At 72.5% G+C, this 19,134-nt stretch carries 17 protein-coding genes; 9 read left to right on the top strand and 8 right to left on the bottom strand.

What is annotated here, in order from left to right:
* Positions 1–32: 32 nt before the first annotated feature.
* On the bottom strand, positions 33–1,337 hold the full coding sequence (locus tag NZH93_RS00515) for a M28 family peptidase (RefSeq protein ID WP_259620843.1): 1,305 nt from the start codon (positions 1,335–1,337) through the stop codon (positions 33–35).
* Between the two features lie 468 nt (positions 1,338–1,805).
* Complete coding sequence (locus NZH93_RS00510; protein ID WP_259620842.1) at positions 1,806–2,531, bottom strand: LysR substrate-binding domain-containing protein; 726 nt, start codon at positions 2,529–2,531, stop codon at positions 1,806–1,808.
* Positions 2,532–2,589: 58 nt separating this feature from the next.
* On the opposite strand from NZH93_RS00510, the gene NZH93_RS00505 reads away from it, so the two are divergent.
* On the top strand, positions 2,590–2,985 hold the full coding sequence (locus NZH93_RS00505) for a DUF5997 family protein (RefSeq protein ID WP_259620841.1): 396 nt from the start codon (positions 2,590–2,592) through the stop codon (positions 2,983–2,985).
* A gap of 87 nt (positions 2,986–3,072) precedes the next feature.
* Here the strand turns inward: NZH93_RS00505 and NZH93_RS00500 are convergent, their stop codons facing one another.
* Positions 3,073–5,808 carry a sensor domain-containing protein gene (locus NZH93_RS00500; protein WP_308214153.1) on the bottom strand — a complete coding sequence of 912 codons (2,736 nt, stop codon included), beginning with the start codon at positions 5,806–5,808 and terminating at the stop codon, positions 3,073–3,075.
* A 413-nt stretch (positions 5,809–6,221) separates the two neighbouring features.
* Here NZH93_RS00500 and NZH93_RS00495 point away from each other — a divergent pair, with 413 nt between their 5' ends.
* Positions 6,222–7,382, top strand: a complete 1,161-nt coding sequence (locus tag NZH93_RS00495; protein ID WP_259620840.1) for a beta-ketoacyl synthase N-terminal-like domain-containing protein — start codon at positions 6,222–6,224, stop codon at positions 7,380–7,382.
* A gap of 34 nt (positions 7,383–7,416) precedes the next feature.
* Here NZH93_RS00495 and lnt read toward each other — a convergent pair whose 3' ends face one another.
* Both lnt and mptB read right to left on the bottom strand, forming a co-directional pair.
* Positions 7,417–8,967, bottom strand: a complete 1,551-nt coding sequence (lnt, locus tag NZH93_RS00490; protein ID WP_259620839.1) for an apolipoprotein N-acyltransferase — start codon at positions 8,965–8,967, stop codon at positions 7,417–7,419.
* Positions 8,960–10,453 (bottom strand): polyprenol phosphomannose-dependent alpha 1,6 mannosyltransferase MptB, encoded by a 1,494-nt coding sequence (mptB, locus tag NZH93_RS00485; RefSeq protein WP_259620838.1) that lies wholly within the window; start codon positions 10,451–10,453, stop codon positions 8,960–8,962. Before mptB ends, lnt begins: the two co-directional genes overlap by 8 nt.
* A 526-nt stretch (positions 10,454–10,979) precedes the next feature.
* Here mptB and NZH93_RS00480 point away from each other — a divergent pair.
* Positions 10,980–11,747, top strand: coding sequence for an SDR family NAD(P)-dependent oxidoreductase (locus NZH93_RS00480; protein ID WP_259620837.1), 768 nt, complete (start codon positions 10,980–10,982; stop codon positions 11,745–11,747).
* A 152-nt stretch (positions 11,748–11,899) separates the two neighbouring features.
* The gene (locus NZH93_RS00475) at positions 11,900–12,388 is read left to right on the top strand and encodes a winged helix-turn-helix domain-containing protein (RefSeq protein WP_259620836.1); all 489 of its coding nucleotides are present in this window, start codon (positions 11,900–11,902) and stop codon (positions 12,386–12,388) included.
* 20 nt (positions 12,389–12,408) lie between these two features.
* Here NZH93_RS00475 and NZH93_RS00470 read toward each other — a convergent pair whose 3' ends face one another.
* A complete protein-coding gene (locus NZH93_RS00470; protein WP_259620835.1) occupies positions 12,409–12,963 on the bottom strand; it encodes a TetR/AcrR family transcriptional regulator in 555 nt (184 codons plus the stop codon).
* A gap of 161 nt (positions 12,964–13,124) precedes the next feature.
* Between NZH93_RS00470 and NZH93_RS00465 the strand changes: the two genes are divergently transcribed.
* The 4 genes from NZH93_RS00465 to NZH93_RS00450 are packed head-to-tail and all read left to right on the top strand — an operon-like array spanning position 13,125 to position 16,701.
* Entirely contained in the window at positions 13,125–13,985 is an 861-nt protein-coding gene (locus NZH93_RS00465) for an ABC transporter permease (protein WP_259620834.1), read from the top strand.
* A gap of 32 nt (positions 13,986–14,017) precedes the next feature.
* On the top strand, positions 14,018–15,049 hold the full coding sequence (locus NZH93_RS00460; protein ID WP_259620833.1) for a taurine ABC transporter substrate-binding protein: 1,032 nt from the start codon (positions 14,018–14,020) through the stop codon (positions 15,047–15,049).
* On the top strand, positions 15,039–15,818 hold the full coding sequence (locus NZH93_RS00455; RefSeq protein WP_259620832.1) for an ABC transporter ATP-binding protein: 780 nt from the start codon (positions 15,039–15,041) through the stop codon (positions 15,816–15,818). The genes NZH93_RS00460 and NZH93_RS00455 overlap by 11 nt, the downstream gene beginning before the upstream one ends.
* Before the next feature lie 22 nt (positions 15,819–15,840).
* On the top strand, positions 15,841–16,701 hold the full coding sequence (locus NZH93_RS00450) for a TauD/TfdA dioxygenase family protein (protein ID WP_259620831.1): 861 nt from the start codon (positions 15,841–15,843) through the stop codon (positions 16,699–16,701).
* 20 nt (positions 16,702–16,721) lie between these two features.
* Here NZH93_RS00450 and NZH93_RS00445 read toward each other — a convergent pair whose 3' ends face one another.
* Positions 16,722–17,081 carry a winged helix-turn-helix transcriptional regulator gene (locus NZH93_RS00445; protein WP_259620830.1) on the bottom strand — a complete coding sequence of 120 codons (360 nt, stop codon included), beginning with the start codon at positions 17,079–17,081 and terminating at the stop codon, positions 16,722–16,724.
* 129 nt (positions 17,082–17,210) lie between these two features.
* On the opposite strand from NZH93_RS00445, the gene NZH93_RS00440 reads away from it, so the two are divergent.
* Positions 17,211–17,912: an SDR family NAD(P)-dependent oxidoreductase gene (locus NZH93_RS00440; RefSeq protein ID WP_259620829.1), complete on the top strand. Its 702-nt coding sequence runs from the start codon at positions 17,211–17,213 to the stop codon at positions 17,910–17,912.
* A 4-nt stretch (positions 17,913–17,916) separates the two neighbouring features.
* Here the strand turns inward: NZH93_RS00440 and NZH93_RS00435 are convergent, their stop codons facing one another.
* The gene (locus NZH93_RS00435) at positions 17,917–19,089 is read right to left on the bottom strand and encodes a PucR family transcriptional regulator (protein ID WP_505011375.1); all 1,173 of its coding nucleotides are present in this window, start codon (positions 19,087–19,089) and stop codon (positions 17,917–17,919) included.
* Positions 19,090–19,134 lie beyond the last annotated feature (45 nt).

Genomic DNA, 19,134 nt, shown 5'->3' with positions numbered 1-19,134 from the left:
GGCGCCCCCCCCCCCCCCCGACCGGACTCGCGTCAGAACTGGAGCGACCAGCCGTTGATCCGGCCGGTGTCCTGCGCGGCGACGTCCTGGACGCGCAGCTTCCACACGCCGTTGGCGACCTCGCCGGAGGCGTTCACCGGGTAGGTCGTGACCAGGTCGTTCCCGCTGTCGCTGCTGGAACCCTTCACCCGGAACGCGGTGCCGTCCGGCGCGACCAGGTCGATCACCAGGTCACCCCGGTAGGTGTGGCTGATGTCGACGCCCACGCCCAGCGCGGCCGGGGCGTTGCCCGTGACACCGGAGACGGTGATCGAACTCTCGACCGTGCTCAGGTCGGGGATCGTCACGTCGTCGGTGTTCTCGAAGCGCGGACCGGGCGGAGCGACCGGGCCCGAGAGCGTCCACAGCGCGTGGGCGATGGCGTCGGTGTTGCGGTCCAGCGCGGGGACGTTGATGTTGCTGATCGTGTCGCACGCCCGGTGGTAGCAGGGGTCGAAGGCCCGACCCGAGACGCCGCCCCACTTCTGCGCCTGCGCGCTGGTCATGATGACCTCGGCGCCGGTGAACAGGCCGCCGGTCGCGATGCCCGCGCGGGCGAACGCGGCGTGGTCGGACCGGCCGCCGACCTGGGTCAGCTCGGTCGGCACGCCGATCGTGGTGAAGTGCGACTCCAGGACCTGCTGCACCTCCAGCGACCCGGTGGGCTGGCCGCTGGCGCTGTAGACGAAGTAGCCGGGGTTCGGCGACCCGGTCATGTCGAAGTTCAGGTACGCCTTGATCTTCGCCTTCTCGGCCGCTGCCAGGCTGTTCACGTAGAACGTGGACCCGATCAGCCCCAGCTCCTCCGCGCCCCACCAGCCGAACCGCAGGTGCTTGTCCGGTTGGAACTGCTCGCGCGCGACGGTCAGCGCGACCTCCAGGATGCCCGCGGACCCCGTCCCGTTGTCGTTGATGCCGGGACCCGCCGTGACGCTGTCCAGGTGGCCGCCCAGCATCAGCACGTTCTGCGGGTCGCCGCCCGGCCAGTCGGCGATCAGGTTCCAGCCGGTCGCGCCGCTCGACGTGAACTGCTGCAACGAGGTCTGGAACCCGACCGCGTCCAGTTTCGCCTTCACGAAGTCGATCGACGCGCGGTAACCGGGCCGCCCGTGCGCCCGGTTGCCGCTGTTGCTCGTCGCGATGGCCTGGAGGTCGTTGAGGTGCGCTTGGACGTTGGCCACCGGGATGTCCGGCGCGGCCGGTGCGGCGGGGGCCGCGGTCGCCGTGAGCGGGCTGAGCAGGGCACTGGCGAGCAGCAGGACGCCCACCAGCGGTGTCGTGGATCTCTTCGAGAACAAGGCTGCCTCCGCAGGGATAGGGAAAGCCGTGTTCGAGCTTGCGGGCTGGGAGGCGGGAGCGGTAGCGGCGTTCGTCGTGGCGCATTCGGGGGAGCTGGCGGTATCGGTGTTCTTGAAGGCTTCAGTGTTGACTGAAAGTAGAGATGGAGGTGCGTGCGGTGGGCGGGAAGGCCAAGGGCGACAACAGACCGCCGGGAAGGGGGAAGGCTGTTCGGTGACGGGGCGGGCCGTTGGTGGGCGACTGTGGGGTGGGATCTGCTGTCGACGGGGGAGAGGGGTCGACCTGGCGTGGGTTCAGGTCGCCTGCGGAATGGTCGGGGGTGGGTCGTCGGGCGTGTCGGGGCCGCCGGCGGTGGTGGTCGTGGCGCCGTTGGCGTGCATGGCGCTGTTGAACGAGTCCATTGTGGACTGACTGACTGCCTGTCGTCGCGGTGATCGTGCCGTCGGTGATCGGGGTCGGTGTCCCGGTCACGCCCGGCGGCGGGGTTTTCCGCGCTTGCCCGTTTTGGGGGTGGGGCGGCGCGGGGTTCGGGGGGCGGGTTTGCGGGTGTCCGCGGCGGGTTTGGCGGGGGCGGGTGTCGGTGCCGGGCCGCGGGTGCTGTTGACGGTTCGGCCGCGGATGATGCCGATGAGCTGTTCGGTCAGGTCTGTGGTCTCGTCCTCCGGCCAGGACAGCGCGACCCGCGATTCGGGGGCGTCGGCGAGCGGTCGGTAGGTGAGGTCCTTGCGGTGGTGGAGGCGGGCGAGGGACTGGGGGACGACGAGCAGGCCGATGCCCGCCGCGACCAGTTGGATGGCGTCGGCGGTGGTGGCGGGGCGGGAGATCGCCGGGCGGCCGGGTGGTCGTTCCCAGTCGAGGGTGTCGTCGAGGGGGTGCAGGACGATGTCGTCGGCGATGTCGTCGGTGGACAGCTCGTCGGCCGCGGCGGCGACGTGGTCCTTCGGGACGACGACCACGGTGGTCTCGGTGTAGAGGGGGATCGCGTGCAGGCCGGTCCTGTCGATCGGCAAGCGCAGGAGGACGGCGTCGGCGGCGCGGTCGCGCGCGGTGGCGGCGGCGTCCGCGGCGGACACCTGGACGAGGACCAGGGGGACGTCGGGTGACCGTTCGTTCCAGATCCGCACCCACTTGGTGGGCGTGACGCCCGGTACGTAGGCGAGGGTGAAGGATGGGGGTACGTCCGGGCCGGTCACGGGGTCAGATTACCGGGCGTGACCGGGAGCGGCGGACGCGCCCGATACCCTTGCCCCCATGAAGTCGCAGAAGACCCCCCAGACGATGAAGCCCGCTACTGCGGCGAAGAAGCTGGGTGTGTACCTCGAGGCCACGCCCGCGGAGTTCCAGGAGGGTGTCGTTTCGCGCGACGAGTTGAACGCCCTCCAGGCCGATCCGCCGGAGTGGCTGCGCGACCTCCGGCGTGACGGTCCGCACCCGCGGCCGGTCGTCGCGGCGAAGCTGGGTGTCTCCATCGGCGGTCTCGTGCGCGGTGGTATCACCGAGTCGTTGACGACGGAGCAGATCGACGCGCTGAAGGCGGACATCCCGACGTGGTTGCGCAAGGAGCGCGCCACGCAGGCCGAGGTCCGCCGGGAGGAGGCGCGGCTGAAGGAGAGGCCCGCCGAGCCCGTGAAGCGCCCGCGTTCCTGAGAGCGGTCGGGTGTCGTCCGGTGTGGACGGCGCCCGTGACGGGCAGGTGCGGCGCGGGTGGTCCGTCGCCGCACCTGCCCGTCGTCGTCAGAACACCCGGTCGAGGTCGGGTTGGGCGGAGGGGCGGCCCAGGTGGTAGCCCTGTGCCTGGTCGCAGCCGAGTCGGCGCAGGATGTCGAGTTGGAGCGCGTGTTCGACGCCTTCGGCGACGACGGTGAGGTCGACGGCGTGGGCCATGGCGATGATGCTGGTGACGATGGCCTCGGCGTCGTCGGACTTGCCCAGTCCCGCGGTGAACGACTGGTCGATCTTGAGGGTGTCCAGCGGCAGGGTCAGCAGTTGGGCGAGTGACGAGTAGCCGGTGCCGAAGTCGTCGATGGCGAGTCGGACGCCGAGGTCCCGCAGGGCGGCGAGGGTGCGGGCGGCGATCGTGGGGTCGCGCATGAGGGCGCTCTCGGTGATCTCCAGGCAGAGGTCGTTCGGGGGGAGCCCGGTGGTGCGGAGTGCTTCGCGCACGGCGGTGACCAGGTGCGGGTCGTCGAGTTGGCGTGCGGACAGGTTGACGGTGAGCCCCAGGTCGGGGTTGTGGTCGGCGCGCAGGTCGAGGATCTCGCCGGTGGCCTTGCGGAGCATGTGGACGCCGACCACGTTGATGAGGTCGCTCTCCTCGGCGAGTCCGATGAACTCGATCGGCGGGATGGCGCCGTAGCGGGGGTGGGTCCAGCGCAGGAGGCCTTCGACCATGGTGGTGCGGCCGGTGCGGAGGTCGACGATCGGCTGGTAGGCGACCCAGAGCTGGTCGGTGCGGGGGGCTTGGCGCAGGTCTTGTTCGAGCTGGAGTCGTCGTTGGGTGCGTTCCAGCAGGTCGACGTCGAAGAACGCGTGCCGTCCTCGGCCGCGCGTCTTGGCCTCGTACATCGCGAGGTCGGCGTCGCGGAGGAGGTCCGCGCCGTCGCGCGGGTCGTCCGGGTCGGCGATCACGATGCCGACGCTGGCGTCGATGTGCAGGTTGCGGCCGTCGACGGTGATGGGTTCGTTGAGCGCGCTCCTGATGTGCTCGGCCAGGGCGGTCGCCTCGTCGCGGCTGGCGGTGCCGTGGGCGATGACGGCGAACTCGTCGCCGCCGAGCCTGCCGACGACGTCGCCTCGGCGGACGCCGCGGCTCAGTCGCGTGCCGAGGACCTGGAGGACCTTGTCGCCCGCGCTGTGGCCGAGCGAGTCGTTGATGATCTTGAATTTGTCCAGGTCGATGAAGAGGATGGCGGTTCGGCCGGAGCGGTGGTTGCGGGCGGTCCTGCTGAGCCGCTCGATGATGACCGTGCGGTTGAACAGGCCGGTCAGTGCGTCGTGGGTCGCCTCGTGCTCCAGCATGCCGTCGAGCATCCGGCGTTCGGTGATGTCGGTGAACGAGACGACGACGGCGGAGGGGCCGTCGCCCGCCGCGTCGAGGGCGTGGCAGCTCAGGGACAGCCAGATGCGGGCGCCGTCGGGCCTGGTCATGCTGAGGATGCGCCCGTTCTGCGCTTCGCCGGTGAGCCTCGTGCGGGCCGACAGGTAGTTGGCCGCGGGCAGGCGTGAGCCGGTCTCGTCGTAGAGCTCGGCCAGGGTCGTCGGGAGGCCGACGACCTCCTGCTCGCGGATGCCGAGGATGCGTTCGGCCGCGGGGTTGGCCGATTCGACCAGCCCGGTGGGGCCGACCACGATGACGCCTTCCTCCAGTGCGGCGACCACGGTGGTGAAGTGCTGTTCGGCCCGTCTGCGGGCGGTCTCGTCCGCGCAGACGAGGACGTACCCGTCGCCCATCCTGGCGACCGATACGCGGACGGCGAGGGGGCCGCCGTCGGCCCGGTGGTGGACGGCCTGCTCGACGCCGCCCGCGTCGAGGATGGCGCGGGGGTCGAGGGGGGCGCCAACCACGGCCTGGATCGGCTGGCCGATGGCCTGGTCCGCGGCGCGGCCGTACACGGTCTCGGCGGTCGGGTTCCAGCTCGTGACCAGGCCGTCGGCGGTGGTCGCGACGAGGGCGTCGCTGACGTGGGCGACGAGCGCGGCCTGGTAGTGCAGGGCGGCGGCGGCCGCTTTCTGGGCGGTCACGTCGCGCATGATCACCTGGAACGCCGGGCGTCCCTCCCACGTGGTCCGCACGGACACCGACTCGACGTCGAGGGTGCTGCCGTCGGACCGCAGGAGGACCGCCTGGGCCGGGTCGCTCGCGGCGCCCGGCGTGCCTAACTCGGAGATGCGGTGCAGCATCGGGGACACCGAGTTGGGGTGGACGAAGTCGGTGATCGGCCGGTTGAGGACCTCGGCGGTGGAGGTCGCGCGCGCGAACCGGACGGCGGCCGGGTTCGCGTAGACGATCAGGCCCGCCTCGTGCACGACGATCGCCTCCGGCGACAGCTCGACGAGCAGCCGGTACCGGTCGGCCAGGTCGGTGAGCGCCTGCTCCTGGTCGTGCTGTTCGGTGACGTCCGTCGCGACGCCGACCAGGCGCCTGCTGTCCGGCTCTCCCGACACCCGCGCCCGGAACTGGATCCAGCGGATGGTCCCTCCCGGCGTCTCACATGGTTGTTCCAGTTCGAAGTCCTGCCAGACCGGAGCCGCTTTCGCGGCGACGGTCAGCGGGGCGACCAGTTCGGACAGACGGGCCTTCACCAGGCCCTCGTCCGCGCCGGGCACCCCCACCATCTCGCCGAGCCCCGGCATCCACGCGAGGGTGTCGGTGTCGACGTCGAACCACCATGCAACAGCACGCCCGGCCGACAGCGCCAGTTCGACCACCAGTTCGTGGTCCGCTCCGACGTCGCCCATGAGCTCCTTCACGTCGTGGCTCCCAGGCCCGTTGTCGCGTCCGATCCGCCGTGGCGTTGCCATCGTGGAGTCCTACTACATCGTTCGCGCAAAACCCACCCACCTACGGCACACGGTGTGTCGTTATAGCGGGTCGCCGCTCAGGTCGGGTGCGGGGGTGGCATCCGGTGATCCACCCGGAACAGTCCACAGTGGATTTCGGGTTGCGGGCGGCGGCTGATCGTGCCCTACGGCGGGGCCGGCACCGTTACCATCAGGGGTGCTGGCGGTGGGAACGGTGTGCTCAGACGCATTCAGGTGGTGTTTCGCGGGTTCACGCCACCGGTCGACACGAGTCCGCGCTGCCGCTCTTGCTCCGTTCGGCGGAACGTCCGCCGCGGTTCCGGTGTCGGCGGTGTCGGTCCTCGAATCGGGGAGGAGCGGAGATGGACGCGCAGGGCGTGGGTATTTGCGGTATCGGCGTCGTCAGCGGGTACGGGTGGGGCCGTGAGCCGCTGTGGGACGGTCTGCTGAGCGGCAAGCCCGCCGCCACGGTGGTGCCGGGTCTCGGGCAGTACCCCGGTGACGAGGTGTGGGCCGCCCGCGTCCCCGAGGGAGGTGCCCCGAAGGACGGTCAGACCCGGTTCGCCAGGGCGATGCGCGCGTCCGCGCGGGAGGCCATTCGGGACGCGGGCGACCGCGGCTGGCGTCCGGGCCGGAGGGTCGGCCTGCTGCACGCGGTGGTGCTGGGCGAGGTGGACCTGTGGCGGGAGTTCTACACGACCCGCGGCGGTGAGCTGCCGGTGCGCGAGTACCTGGCGCTGATGCCGTCGACGCCGATGTCCACGTTCATGCAGGAGTTCGGGTTCCACGGTCCGGCGATGAACGTGTCCGCGATGTGCGCGTCCGGCAACGCGGGCCTGATCACCGCGAAGTCCTGGCTGGACGCCGGTCTCGTCGACGACGTGGTGTTCGTGGCGACCGACCTGTCGCTCACGCCGGAGAACGTGTCCCACTTCGTCCGGCTCGGCGTGGCGATCACCGACGCGGAGCCGTTGGACGCGTGCCGCCCGTTCCAGCAGGGCAGCAGGGGTTTCATCATGGGGGAGGCGTCGGTGTCGTTCGTGCTGTCGCGGCGGGCGGACCGGCCGTACGCGATCACGCTCGGCGGTGCCATGTCCCACGACGCGTACCACGCGACCTCGATCGACCCCGGTCTGTCCCACGTCACCGCCTGCTTCCAGGACGCGCTGGTCAACGCGGGTGTGCCCGCGTCGGCCGTGCGCTACCTCAACGCCCACGGGCCGGGTACGGCGCAGTGCGACCTCGCCGAGGCCACGGTGCTGGACCGGATGTTCCCGGCGGACACCGAGGTGTACTCGGTGAAGCCGCTGACCGGGCACTGCCAGGGCGCGGCGTCGGCGGTCGAGGTGGCGGTGACCGCGCTGGGCTACGACCGGGGGCTGGTGCCCGCGCCGCCGACCGTCGCGCCCGGACACCCGCGGCTGCTCAACGGGCCGTCGCCGATCAGCGACGGCATCACGGTGAAGTCGTCGCTGGGGATGGGCGGCCACAACTCGGTCATCGTGCTGGCCCCGCCCGCCTGACAGGGCCGCCCGTCCGCAGAGGACTTCGGGCACGTCACCGGCGGTCACCGGGCCGGAGGCGCGCGCCGGCACCGGGCCGGAGGCGCGCGCCGGCACCGGGCCGGAGGCGCGCGCCGGCCGCGCACGCCCCGAGCGCGGCCAGCGCGAACAGGGCCTCCAGAAGCGCGCCCCACCGGGTGGCGGGGGTGGTGTCCGAGCGGAGCGGGACGGTCGCCACGAGGGTGTCCTCGGTGAACATCCCGGTCGACCGCACCACACCGCCGTCGGGGCGCACCACGGCGCTCACCCCGCTGATCGCCGCCACGACCACGGCCCGCCCGTGCTCGACCGCGCGCAGCCTGGCCATGGCGAGCTGCTGGTAGGTCATCTCGCCGCGCCCGTACCAGGCGTTGTTGGTGGGCACCACGAACAGCCGCGCGCCGAGGGCGGCGCTGTCGCGCAGCACCCCGTCGTAGGCCACCTCGTAGCAGATCCCGACGCCCACGCGGGTGCCCGCGACGTCCAGGACGCCGGGTTCGGTGCCCGCGCGCAGGTCCGGGGTGTCCGCGAACGGCGTGACCAGGCCTGCGAGCCACCTCAGCGGGATGTGCTCGGCGAACGGCACCAGTTCCTGCTTCACGTACGACCGGCCCGCGCCGGTCCTCGGGTCCCACGCGATGACGGTGTTCTCCTGCTGTCCGTCCACGTGCCGCAGCGCGCCGACGAGGGTGGGCACGCCGAGGTCGGCGACGGCCCGGTCCAGCACCGGGTCGTGGCCGCTGGTGCCGGTCGCGCTCTCCGGCCACACGACGAGGTCCGGCGCGGGCACCTCGGCCGCGCGGATCGCGTTCGCCAGGTCCGCCGTGACGCGCAGGTGGTTGCGGCGCAACGTGTCCCGCTGGTCCAGCAGTCCCAGTCCGACGTCGGGGGCGTTGCCCTGCACGACGGCCACGGTGCGGACGCCGTCCTGCGCGTCCGCGGCGGGCGCCACGGCCAGTGCCGCGACCAGCGGGAGCACCGGCCACGCCCGCCGCGCGTCACGGGGCCGCGCGGCCCACGCCGCCACGCCGAACCCCGTGACCACGACCGCGAACGACACCAGCGGCGCGCCGCCGATCGCCGCGAGCCGCAGGTAGGGGCCTTCGACCTGGCCGAACGCCACCCGTCCCCACGGGAAGCCGTTGAACGGCACCCGCCCGCGCGCCGACTCCTGGAGCACGAACAGCAGCGCCGCCCACACCGGGGCGGCGGGAAGTCGGGCCACCAGCGGCATGAGCGCGCACGCGCCCGCGGTGAACAGGGCCATCACCGCGGACAGCACGAGCCACGGCGCGGGCCCGAAGTCGCGGCCGAGGAAGTCGTCGATCCACAGGAGGTGGAGCAGGAAGAACGCGAAGCCGAACACGAAGCCCAGCAGGGCAGCGCGGCGGACGCGCGCTCCCCGCAGCGCCCACCACAGCAGGGCGAACGCGAGGACGGCGGTCCACCAGAGGGTGCGGGGCGGGAACGCGGCGTGCAGCAGCGCGCCCGCGAGCGCGGCGGTCGCGCACCGCCGGAGCACGGGGGCGAGCGACGTCGGACGTGGGGCGATGGCGACGTCAGACAAGCGACTTCGGCCTCTCGGCGGACGTGGCGCGCAGCAGCGGGAACACCGCTCCCACCAGGGCGATCCCGATCGCGTAGCCCGTGACGAGCTGACCGACCCGCCCCGAGAAGTCGCCCGCCAGCGGCGGCACGAGCACGGCGAACACGACGACGAGACCGGCCAGCTTGGACAGCGCGCGGACCGGGAGCCCGCTCGCGGCCAGGGGGACCAGTGCCCACAGGAGGTACCAGGGCTGCACCACCGGACCGAGGACGACGACCACGCCCGTCATCATGCCCAACGACGTGACGGCGTCGAACCGGCCTCGCCACTGCCGGTGCAGCACGACCGCGATCCCGCCCACCGCGAGCGCGGAGCCGAGGACCTTGCCGACGCCGATCATGGTCCGGGTGATGTCCGCGCCGACCAGCGACCCGATGCCGCCGGTGAGGAAGCCGAACCAGTTCGTGGGCGCCATCCAGCTATCGACGAGCCCCGACGTGCCCAGCGCGCCGATCCAGCCGAACCCGAGTCCGGTCGAGAGCGACACGGCGACGGACACCGCCGCGAACGCGGCCACCATGCCGAACCCGGCGAGCAGGAAGTCCACGACCGAGCCGCCCCGACGGCGGGCCAGTGCGGTCCCGACCACCGCGAGCGCGACGAGCGCGGGCAGCTTCACCTGCGCGCCGAGCGCGATGAGCACCACGCCGCACAGGAACGGCCACCACTCGACGTCCTTCCGCAGCGCGTCCAGCGCGACGGCCGTCCCGGCGAGCATGAGGCCCAGCATCAGGGAGTCGTTGTGGACACCGGCCACGAGGTGCCACAGCACCAGCGGGTTGAGCACGCCGAGCCAGAGCGCGACGCGTTCCGACGCCCCGGCCGCGGCGGCGAGCCGGGGCGCGGCCCACACGATGAGCAGCAGGCCCAGCACCTCGACCAGGCGGTGCGCGAGGACACCCACCACCGGGTCCCCACCGGACACCCTGGCGACCAGCCGCTCGACCGCGCCGAACAGCGGACCGTAGGGCGAGGGCGTGTCGCGCCAGTAGCCGCCCACGCGCTCGACGACGTCGGAGGCCGCGCCGAGGCCGGTGGCGGGACCGACGACGTTGGGGTCGAGACCGCGGGCGGCGACCTCGCCCTGCGCGAGGTAGCTGAACACGTCCCGGCTGAACAGGGGAGGGGCGACGAGCAGCGGTGCGGACCAGAGCGCCAGCGTCCCGGTGAGCCAGCGCGCGGTCGGCCGAGGACCGCCCGCGAGCACGACCCGACCGAGCAGCGCCCACACGAGCACCACCACCCCGACCCCCGCGACCCCAGCGGCGAGCGACACCGTGGCCGCCACGCCCGACCGCGCCACCACCCCGACCCAGGCCGCCACCGCGAGCAGCAGCACCCCACCGAACCCGACCCAGCGGAGACGGTCCGGCGGCGCGCCCACCCCCGGCCCGACCACGTCCGACGAGGGGCGCGGACGTCGGTCCACGGCGGTGAGCGACATGCGTCCTCCAAGCGGGTGGCGCACGCGTCGGCGCACGACGAACTGGTGACCTGCGGTGTCCGGGGTGGAACAACGGCCGCTCCTCGACCGCTCACGACGATCATGGCCGGCACGCGGGTCATCGCGGATCACACTGCGGTCGCACACCCGAGTACGACCACGGGGGGACGCGCGAGGCGGTCGGGTTGCGGGATGCGGTCGGGCTGCGAGGCGGGTCGGGGTGCGGCGGCCGTCGGTCTGGCTCGGGAGGTTTGGGGATGGCGGTCGGCTCGGCCCGCTCAGGCCCAACTCGGCCCGGCCCAACTCGGCTTGGTCCGGCCCGCCCGGACTCGGCTCGGCCTGATCCGACTCGCGAGGTTTGCAGGTGACGGCCGATTCGGCTGGCGGGGTTTCGTGCCGTGAACGGCCTCGGCGCGGAGTCGTGCGTGACCGTCGCCCGACCCCTGGCACCTTTATGTCCTAATGTTGACATCCGGACAACCCGGCGGGCAAGGTAGGCGCCGTCGTCGATCCGAGGAGTGGTGTCGTGGTCCCGAGGCGGGTGTTGGTCACGGGGGCGTCCCGTGGGATCGGGCGGGCTGTCGCGGTGGCGTTCGCGGAGTTGGGTGATCGTGTCGCGGTGCACTGCGGGGCCAACCGGGGTGATGCCGAGGAGACCTTGCGGTTGTTGTCCGGTGAAGGGCACGTGGTGGTCGTCGGGGATCTCGGTGACCCCGAGGTCGCCGGGCGGGTGGTCGATGACGTGGTGCGGGTGCTGGGTGGGGTCGAAGTGTTGGTGAACAACGCGGCGGTCGCGCCGACGGGGGCCAATCGGCACGCGGTGGCGGACGTGACCTACGAGGACTGGCAGGCGGCCTGGCGGCGGATGGTCGACGTGAACCTCCTCGGCGCGGCGAACCTGACCTACCGCGTCGCCCGGCACCTCGTCGACCGCGGCGCCGCGGGCAGCGTCGTCAACGTCGGCTCGCGCGGGGCCTTCCGCGGCGAGCCGGACTTCCCCGCCTACGGCGCGACCAAGGCCGCGCTGCACGCCTTCGGCCAGTCGATGGCCGTCGCGCTCGCACCGCACGGCATCGCGGTCACGTCGGTGGCCCCCGGTTTCGTCGCGACCGAACGGCAGGAGGGCAAGCTGGTGGGCGCGGGCGGGGACGAGTTGCGCGGCCAGAGCCCCTTCGGCCGTGTCGGCACGCCGCAGGAGGTCGCCGCCGCCGTGCTCTACCTCGCCTCGCCCGACGCGGCGTGGGCGTCGGGCACCGTGCTGGACCTCAACGGCGCGTCCTACCTGAGGACCTGACCTGCACACGTCCGGGCGCCTGAGGACGTGACCTGCACGAGTCAGGACGCCACATCCCGGAAGCGCCCCCGACGTCGATCCCCAGGCGCGTCAAGCGCTTCCACCCTGTGGACGGCGTTGACCGGGACGCCCGGACTTGGTCGGATCATGCCGTGACCGCCACCCGCACCCCCGACACCGTCGAGATCTCCCTGGTGATCCGCGTCAGCGCGGCAGGCGCGACGGCGGTGGCCGACACCGTGGCCACCGCCATCCGGTCCGCCTTCGACGAGGCGCGGTTGACCGTGGACGTGCCGCAGCTCGACGTCGAGGTGCCCGCGCAGCGGGGCGCCCCGGAGCTGCGCATCTTCCCCGACTCCCGCCGGGTGCTGCACCGCGGCGTCCCGGTGCCGTTGACCAGGCTGGAGTTCGACCTCCTGCTGCACCTGTGCGGACGGCCGCGGCTGGTGCACCGCCGCACGGCGCTGATGCACGAGGTGTGGGGGACGACCGTGCACGTGGACACCCGGACGATCGACGTGCACGTGCGCCGGATCCGCGGCAAGCTCGGCCGCGACGGCGCCTCGTTCATCGGCACCGTGCGGGGCGTCGGCTACCGCGTCGAGCGGGCGCACCTGGTGCGCGTGGAGGACGAGGGCTGAGCGGAGTCCGAAGAGGACGGTCAGCCCAGCAGTCGTCGCAGCGGCGCCTCGAAGTCCGCGCGCCCCAGTGCGCGCGGTGACACCAGCGCGTGGTGCAGCAGGCCGTCGAACATCACCGTGAGCGCCTTCGCCGTGGTGGCGTCGACGCGCAGGGCGAACACCTCGCTGAGCATGTCGTCCCACGCGGTGCTCGCGGCCCGCAAAGCCGGGCGGCGCAAGGCGATCCCGTACAGCTCGTAGGCGAGCACGCTGCTCGCGCGGTACCGGGTGGTCAGCAGCACCAGGAACGCCGCCAGCTCGGCGCACAGGTCCGCCCGCTCGGGCAGCGACCGCGCCCACTCGCGCAGCCGGGCGACGTTGCGCTCGGCCACCGCCCGCACGGCGGCGTCGAACAGCTCGTCCAGGTCGGCGAAGTAGTACGTCGTCGACCCGAGGGGAACCCCGGCCCTGGCCGCCGCGGCGCGGTGGGTGAGGCTCGCGGGCCCCGTCTCGCCGATCACCTCCACCGCCGCCTCGATGATCCGCTCCCTGCGGTGCGGGTCCCGACGCCGAGGGGAGGGCGCTGCCGATGCCATTCGTCCTCCATGCCCTATGAAGTGCTCTCCGCGCAAGGGTTTCGCGCTCGGTGTCCACAGTGCGGAACCGGTCGGAACTCGCAGTGTACGTCTGTACATTCAGCCCGGACGGTCGCCAGACGCCCTGACCTCCGGGCCATCCTGAGAGCACGGAAACCCCCATGCCACAGGCACTCGCCGAAGTATCCGACAAACCACAGGGGACCGCGCGTCCCGCGTCGCGCGCCCCGCGTTCGACGCCCGCCGCCAGAACCGTGCTGGTGCGCGCGGCCGCCGTCCTCGTGCTGCTCGGGGTGTGGCAGCTCCTCGCGCTGGCCGGGTTCTGGCCGCCGGTGATCCTGCCGGGGCCGGTCCAGGTGTGGGACCAGTTGCTCATCACCTCCGACGCCGCCAACGGGCAGGGCGGGTACGCCGGGTCCACGCTGCTGGAACGGCTCGGCGTCAGCCTGCGCAGGGTCGGCTACGGGTCGGCGTACGGCATCCTGATCGGCGTCGTCCTCGGCCTGGTCATGGGCCTGGTGCCGCTGGTGCGGGCGGTCACCGAACCGGCCGTGACGTTCCTGCGCGCGCTGCCCCCGCTGGCCTACCTGAGCCTGCTGGTCATCTGGTTCGGCATCGACGAGGAACCCAAGGTCTACCTGCTGATGATCGCCGCGTTCCCGCCGGTCGCGGTCGCGACGGCCACCGCGGTCACCGGCGTCAACCGACAGTACGTCGAGGCCGCTCAAGCCCTTGGCGCGTCACGGGGTCACGTGATCGCCTCGGTGATCCTGCCCGCGTCGGCGCCGGAGATCATCACGGGTGTCCGGCTGGCCGTGGGCATCGCCTACAGCTCCGTCGTGGCGGCCGAGACCGTGAACGGCGCCGACGGGATCGGCGGCATGGTCCTCAACGCCCAGCGCTACAACCAGACCTCGGTGGTCATCCTCGGGCTGTTCGTCATCGGGATCACCGGCCTGCTCATCGACACCGCGATCGTCGGCGTCCAACGGGCCCTGTCGCCGTGGCGGGGCCTGGTGTGACCGACCACAACCCCCACCCCCAAGGAGTTCCCATGTCCGTGACCCGCAGATCGGTCCTCTCCCTGCTCGCACTGGGGCCGGTGCTGGCGGCGTGCGGTGTCGGCGGCTCCTCGTCCTCCGGGTCGGGCTCCCAGCGCGTCGTCCGCATCGCCTACCAGAACTTCGCCGACAGCACCCTGCTGGTGAAGGACCAGGCCACGCTGGAGAAGGCGCTGCCCGACCACAAGATCACCTGGACGTCGTTCGACTCGGGCGCCAGCATCAACACCGCGTTCCTCGGCGGCGCCATCGACCTCGCCGTGATCGGCAGCAGCCCGACCGCGCAGGCGCTGTGCCCGCCGCTGAACATCCCCTACAAGGTGATCGAGCTGCTCAACGTCATCGGCGACAGCGAGGCGCTGGTCGCGCGGAAGGCGAGCGGTGTCACCGCGATCACCGACCTGGTGGGCCGCAAGGTCGCGGCGCCGTTCGGCTCGACCTCGCACTACAGCTTGCTCGCCGCGCTCCAGCAGGCGGGCGTGGATCCGGGCGCCGTCACGCTGGTCGACCTGGAGCCGCAGAACATCCAGGCCGCCTGGCAGCGCGGCGACATCGACGCCGCCTACGTGTGGACGCCGGTGCTCAGCGTGCTCCAGCAGGACGGGGTGACCCTCACCGACAGCGCGAAGCTCGCCGCGGCGGGCAAGCCCACGCTGACGTTCACCGTGGCGCGCACCGAGTTCCTCGACGCCAACCGCGACGTGGTCGACAAGTGGCTGGAGGCGACGAACCGGGCGATCGGGCTGGTCAAGACCGATCCGGGCGTGGTGGCCGAGGCCGTCAGCAGGCAGATCGGCAGCAGCAAGGAGGACGCCATCGCCCAGTTGAAGCAGAACATCTACCTCGACCACGCCGAGCAGCGCGCCCCGGAGTACTTCGGCACCAAGGAGTCGCCGGGCAAGCTCGCCGACCGGCTGCGCGACGCCGCCCAGTTCCTGCACGGCCAGAAGAAGATCGAGTCGGTGCCGGAGCTGGAGACCTTCCGCGCCGCCCTGATCGCACCGGGAGCCGTCGATGGCAAGTGACGCCACCGCGTTGGCCGACCTGGTCGACGTTGAGCACGGCTACCGGACGAAGGCGGGCGCCGTGCCCGCGCTCGGCCCGATCGACCTGCGCGTCGATCCGGGGGAGTTCCTGGTCGTGGTGGGCCCGTCCGGGTCCGGCAAGAGCACGCTGCTGCGGCTGATCGCGGGCTTCGAGCGGCCGACCGCGGGTGACGTCCTGAGGCTGGGCGGCACCCCCGTTCCCGGCCGCGACGTGGGAGTGGTGTTCCAGCAGCCCCGGCTGTTCCCGTGGCAGACGGTGGCGGGCAACATCGGCGCCGCGCTGCGCTGGGCCGACGTCCCCAAACCGGACCGGTCGCGCCGCACCGCCGAACTGCTGGCCGCCGTCGGCCTCGCGGAACTCGGACCCAGGCGCACCTGGGAGATCTCCGGCGGGCAGCAGCAGCGCGTCGCCATCGCCCGTGCGCTGGCCGCGCGGCCGAAGCTGCTGCTGATGGACGAGCCGTTCGCCGCGCTCGACGCGCTGACCAGGGAGCGGTTGCAGGAGGACGTCCGCTCGCTGACCGACGACGCCGGGCAGGGCGTGGTGTTCGTGACGCACAGCGTCGACGAGGCGGTGTTCCTGGCCAGCCGCATCATCGTGCTCACCGACAGGCCGGGGCGCATCGCGCTCGACGTGCCGATCACGTTGCCCCGCAAGGGGATATCGGCCGACGAACTCCGCGGCTCACCCGAGTACGCGGCCTTCCGAGGCGAGATCGCGGCCGCCGTCCGGGCGACCGTCTCCTGACCCGACACGAGAGGGAACGATCATGACGGTCGTATCGGCGGTCGAACCGCTCACGGCGACGATCGGCGCGCAGCTCTCCGGCTTCGACCTGTCGAGGCCGCAGAGCCCCGCGGAGGTCGCCGACATCCGCGCGGCCCTGCTGGAGCACAAGGTCCTCGTCTTCCACAACCAGGACCTCACCCCGACCGCCCACCGCGACTTCGCCGCGACCCTGGGCGAACTCACCCCGGCGCACCCCGTGGTGCCGGGCTTGGACGACCGGCACCCGGAGATCTACGTGCTGGACAGCGGCGACGGCGGCAAGTCCCCGGTCTGGCACACCGACGTCACCTTCATGCCCCGGCCGCCGCTCGGCTCGGTCCTGCGCGCGGTGTCCCTCCCACCCGTGGGCGGCGACACCTGCTGGACCGACCTGGAAGCCGCTTACCTGGCCCTGTCACCGCACCTGCGGTCACTGGCCGACCGGCTGCGAGCCGTGCACGACGGCCGCAAGGACTTCGAGGACTACCTGCTCACGCGGCTGTCCGGCGAGGGGAACACGTGGGAGGGCGAGAAGGTCACCTCGCTCAAGCCCTCGGTGCACCCCGTGGTCCGGGTCCACCCGGAGACCGGCCGCCGCAGCCTGTTCGTCAGCCCCGGCTTCACCACCAGGGTCCTGGACGTCACCGAGGCCGAGAGCCGCGCCCTGCTCGGCCTGTTCTTCGCGGTGATCGGACTGCCGGAGCACACCGTCCGCCACCGCTGGAGCCCCGGCGACGTCGTGGTGTGGGACAACAGGAGCACGGCCCACTACGCGGTCGACGACTACGGCGACCAGAACCGCGTCATGCACCGCGTCACGCTGCGGGGTGACGCCCCGGTCGGCATCCGGCACGACACCTGAGTCCTCAGTGGACGGTCGGCTCAGGTGCCGTCGTAGCGGCGCCTGTTGCCGACGACCTCGTGGCGGTGCTCGACCGCCCACCCGCCCAGTGCGACGACGGAGTCCAGCAGCGTCGTCCCCAGAGGCGTGAGCGCGTACTCCACGCGCGGGGGGACGGCGGCGTGCACGGTGCGGGTCAGCAGGCCGTCGCGTTCGAGCTGGCGCAGGGTGCGGGTGAGCATCCGCTGCGAGATCCCGGTGACCGCCCGGTGCAGCTCGCCGAAGCGCACGGTCCGGTCGCGCAGGTGCCCGATGACCAGGACGCTCCACTTGTCCCCGATGAGCGCGAGGATCCCCAGCACCTCACGGCACGCGTCCTCGTCGGGTTCGAGTGCGTCCATGGGTTACCTCCGTGTGCGTGACGGACAGGGATGTGCCGTCTTGCCACCCCACCGGTGGTGACAAATCATGGGGCTACGCACAAAGAGTAACCGGGGTCTCCGGACCCCGCTGCCGTGAGGAGTCTCGTGATGGCGAAAACGCTCATCGTCGTGGGTGCCGGTCCCGGTCTGGGGATGGGGGTGGCGCGCGCGTTCGGACGGCACGGCTTCCGGGTCGGGCTGATCGCCCGCGACGAGACTAGGCTGCGCGGCCTGGTCCAAGAGCTGGCGGACCACGGCGTCACCGCCGCCGCGTTCACCGCCGACATCCGCGACCTGACCTCCCTGACCACCGCCCTCGACGCGGCCAGGGCCGAACTGGGTCCGGTGGACGTGCTGGAGTACAGCCCGAGCCCGACCGGCGGGATCACCGGAGCCGCGGCCACCACCGTCGAGTCCGCCTCGGCCCAGTTCGAGCTGAACGTCCTCGGCGCGATCACCGCGGTGCGCCACGCGCTCCCGGACATGCGCGCCCGCGGCGACGGCACGATCCTGCTCACCACCGGCGTGTCCTCCACCGTCCCCACGCCGTTCCTGGCGAACGTCGGCCTGGCCATGGCCGCCCTGCGCACCTGGGCGCACACCCTGCACGCCGAACTCCGGCCGGAGGGGATCCACGTGGCCGCGGTGACCATCGCCACCGGAATCGTCCCCGGCGGCGGCGAAGTCGACCCCGACGCCATCGGCGCGCGCTACCACGACCTGCACCTGCGGCGGGACCGCGCCGAGGAGGTCGTCGGCGACGTGGACGCGTTCCGCGCGTTCGTCACCGAGCGGATGGCGCACACCTGACCCGTCACCCCGCCGGTGACGCGCCCAGCGCGATGGTCAGCTCCAGCACGGTCGTGGGGTCCTCCAGCCGGGACCCGTAGATCTCGCGGAGCTGACCCATGCGGTAGCGCACGGTCTGCGGGTGCACGAACAGGTCGGCCGCGATCTCCTCGCGCCGCCCGTGGTGCAGCAGCCACGACCGCAGCGTCTCCACGAGCTTGGCCCGCGGTCCGGGCCGCAGGTCGTCCAGCGGTGCCAGGACCTGGGCGCGCAGGTCGTCCAGCGCCTCGACGTCGGAGCGCAGGACGAGGTCGGCCAGCCGCTGCTCGGTGTCCAGCGGCGCGTCGCCGGGCGAGCGCAGGCCCAGCCGGACGGCCCGCCGGGCCCGCAGGTAGGACGACCTGACCCCGGTCCACGGCCGGGCCGGGCCGATGACGGCGTCCACGCCGAGCAGGGCGCCGGTCAGCGACGGGCGGGAACGGCCGTCGGCGTCGGGGACCAGGAGCACGGTCATCCGGCCGTCGGGGTCGTCCTCGACGGCCTGGAGGGTGCGCGGGTCCAGCCGCACGAGCGCACCGCGGGCCCGCGCCTCGGGGACGATCACCGCGGTCAGCGAGCGCGGCGGCTCCCAGGTCGCCCGCTCGGCCGCCGCCACCAGCTCGTCCGGCTTCGCACCGGTGAGCAGACCGTTGGCCAGGCGTTCCAGGTAGTGCTGCCGGACCCGCCCGGTGGTGGCCAGCTCGTCGGCGTGGCCCGCCACGCTGAGCGCCGACAGCCGGTCGATGTAGGCGAACAGGAGCTCGGCGAAGCGGGCCATCTCCCCGGCCGTCAGGTCCACCGGCGCCGCGATGGCGCTCAGCTCCCGCCACGCGATCCGCGCCCCGACCCGGTAGGCCGCCAGCAGCGCGTCCATCGACCGGCCGCTGCGGGCCTCGCCGCGCCCCAGCGCGTACGCGCCGTCCAGCGCCGGGCCCAGCGGCGTGCCCGCGTCCGCGCCGCCGGTGCCCGCCGTCAGCTCAAGGAAGCCCGCCAGCGCCAGCTCCACGGCCCGTTCGATCGTCCGGCCCGTCCCACCGGTGAAGACCTCGGCGTACGCGGGCACGTCGTAGACGACGGCCGCGACCGTGTGCTCGGCGACCGACGCCAGCCCGGACCGCATCGCCGCCGCCACCTGCCCAGGCAGGCGAAACTCCTCCAAACCCGGAGAACTGTTCGCTGGGGACAAAGAACTGCTCTCGATTCA

The sequence above is a fragment of the Umezawaea endophytica genome (genome assembly GCF_025061645.1).
Classification (GTDB): domain Bacteria; phylum Actinomycetota; class Actinomycetes; order Mycobacteriales; family Pseudonocardiaceae; genus Umezawaea; species Umezawaea endophytica.
The sequence above is the reverse complement of the archived record's forward strand: the minus strand, read 5'-3'. Positions and strand labels throughout refer to the sequence as shown.

Bases quoted from the DNA above. Each gene is read 5' to 3' on its own strand.
- NZH93_RS00470 (WP_259620835.1), bottom strand. From the start codon at position 12,963: ATGGCATCGGCAGCGCCCTCCCCTCGGCGTCGGGACCCGCACCGCAGG.
- NZH93_RS00465 (WP_259620834.1), top strand. From the start codon at position 13,125: ATGCCACAGGCACTCGCCGAAGTATCCGACAAACCACAGGGGACCGCG.
- NZH93_RS00495 (WP_259620840.1), top strand. From the start codon at position 6,222: ATGGACGCGCAGGGCGTGGGTATTTGCGGTATCGGCGTCGTCAGCGGG.
- NZH93_RS00445 (WP_259620830.1), bottom strand. From the start codon at position 17,081: ATGGACGCACTCGAACCCGACGAGGACGCGTGCCGTGAGGTGCTGGGG.
- NZH93_RS00450 (WP_259620831.1), top strand. From the start codon at position 15,841: ATGACGGTCGTATCGGCGGTCGAACCGCTCACGGCGACGATCGGCGCG.
- NZH93_RS00460 (WP_259620833.1), top strand. From the start codon at position 14,018: ATGTCCGTGACCCGCAGATCGGTCCTCTCCCTGCTCGCACTGGGGCCG.
- NZH93_RS00505 (WP_259620841.1), top strand. From the start codon at position 2,590: ATGAAGTCGCAGAAGACCCCCCAGACGATGAAGCCCGCTACTGCGGCG.
- NZH93_RS00455 (WP_259620832.1), top strand. From the start codon at position 15,039: ATGGCAAGTGACGCCACCGCGTTGGCCGACCTGGTCGACGTTGAGCAC.
- mptB (WP_259620838.1), bottom strand. From the start codon at position 10,453: ATGTCGCTCACCGCCGTGGACCGACGTCCGCGCCCCTCGTCGGACGTG.
- NZH93_RS00440 (WP_259620829.1), top strand. From the start codon at position 17,211: ATGGCGAAAACGCTCATCGTCGTGGGTGCCGGTCCCGGTCTGGGGATG.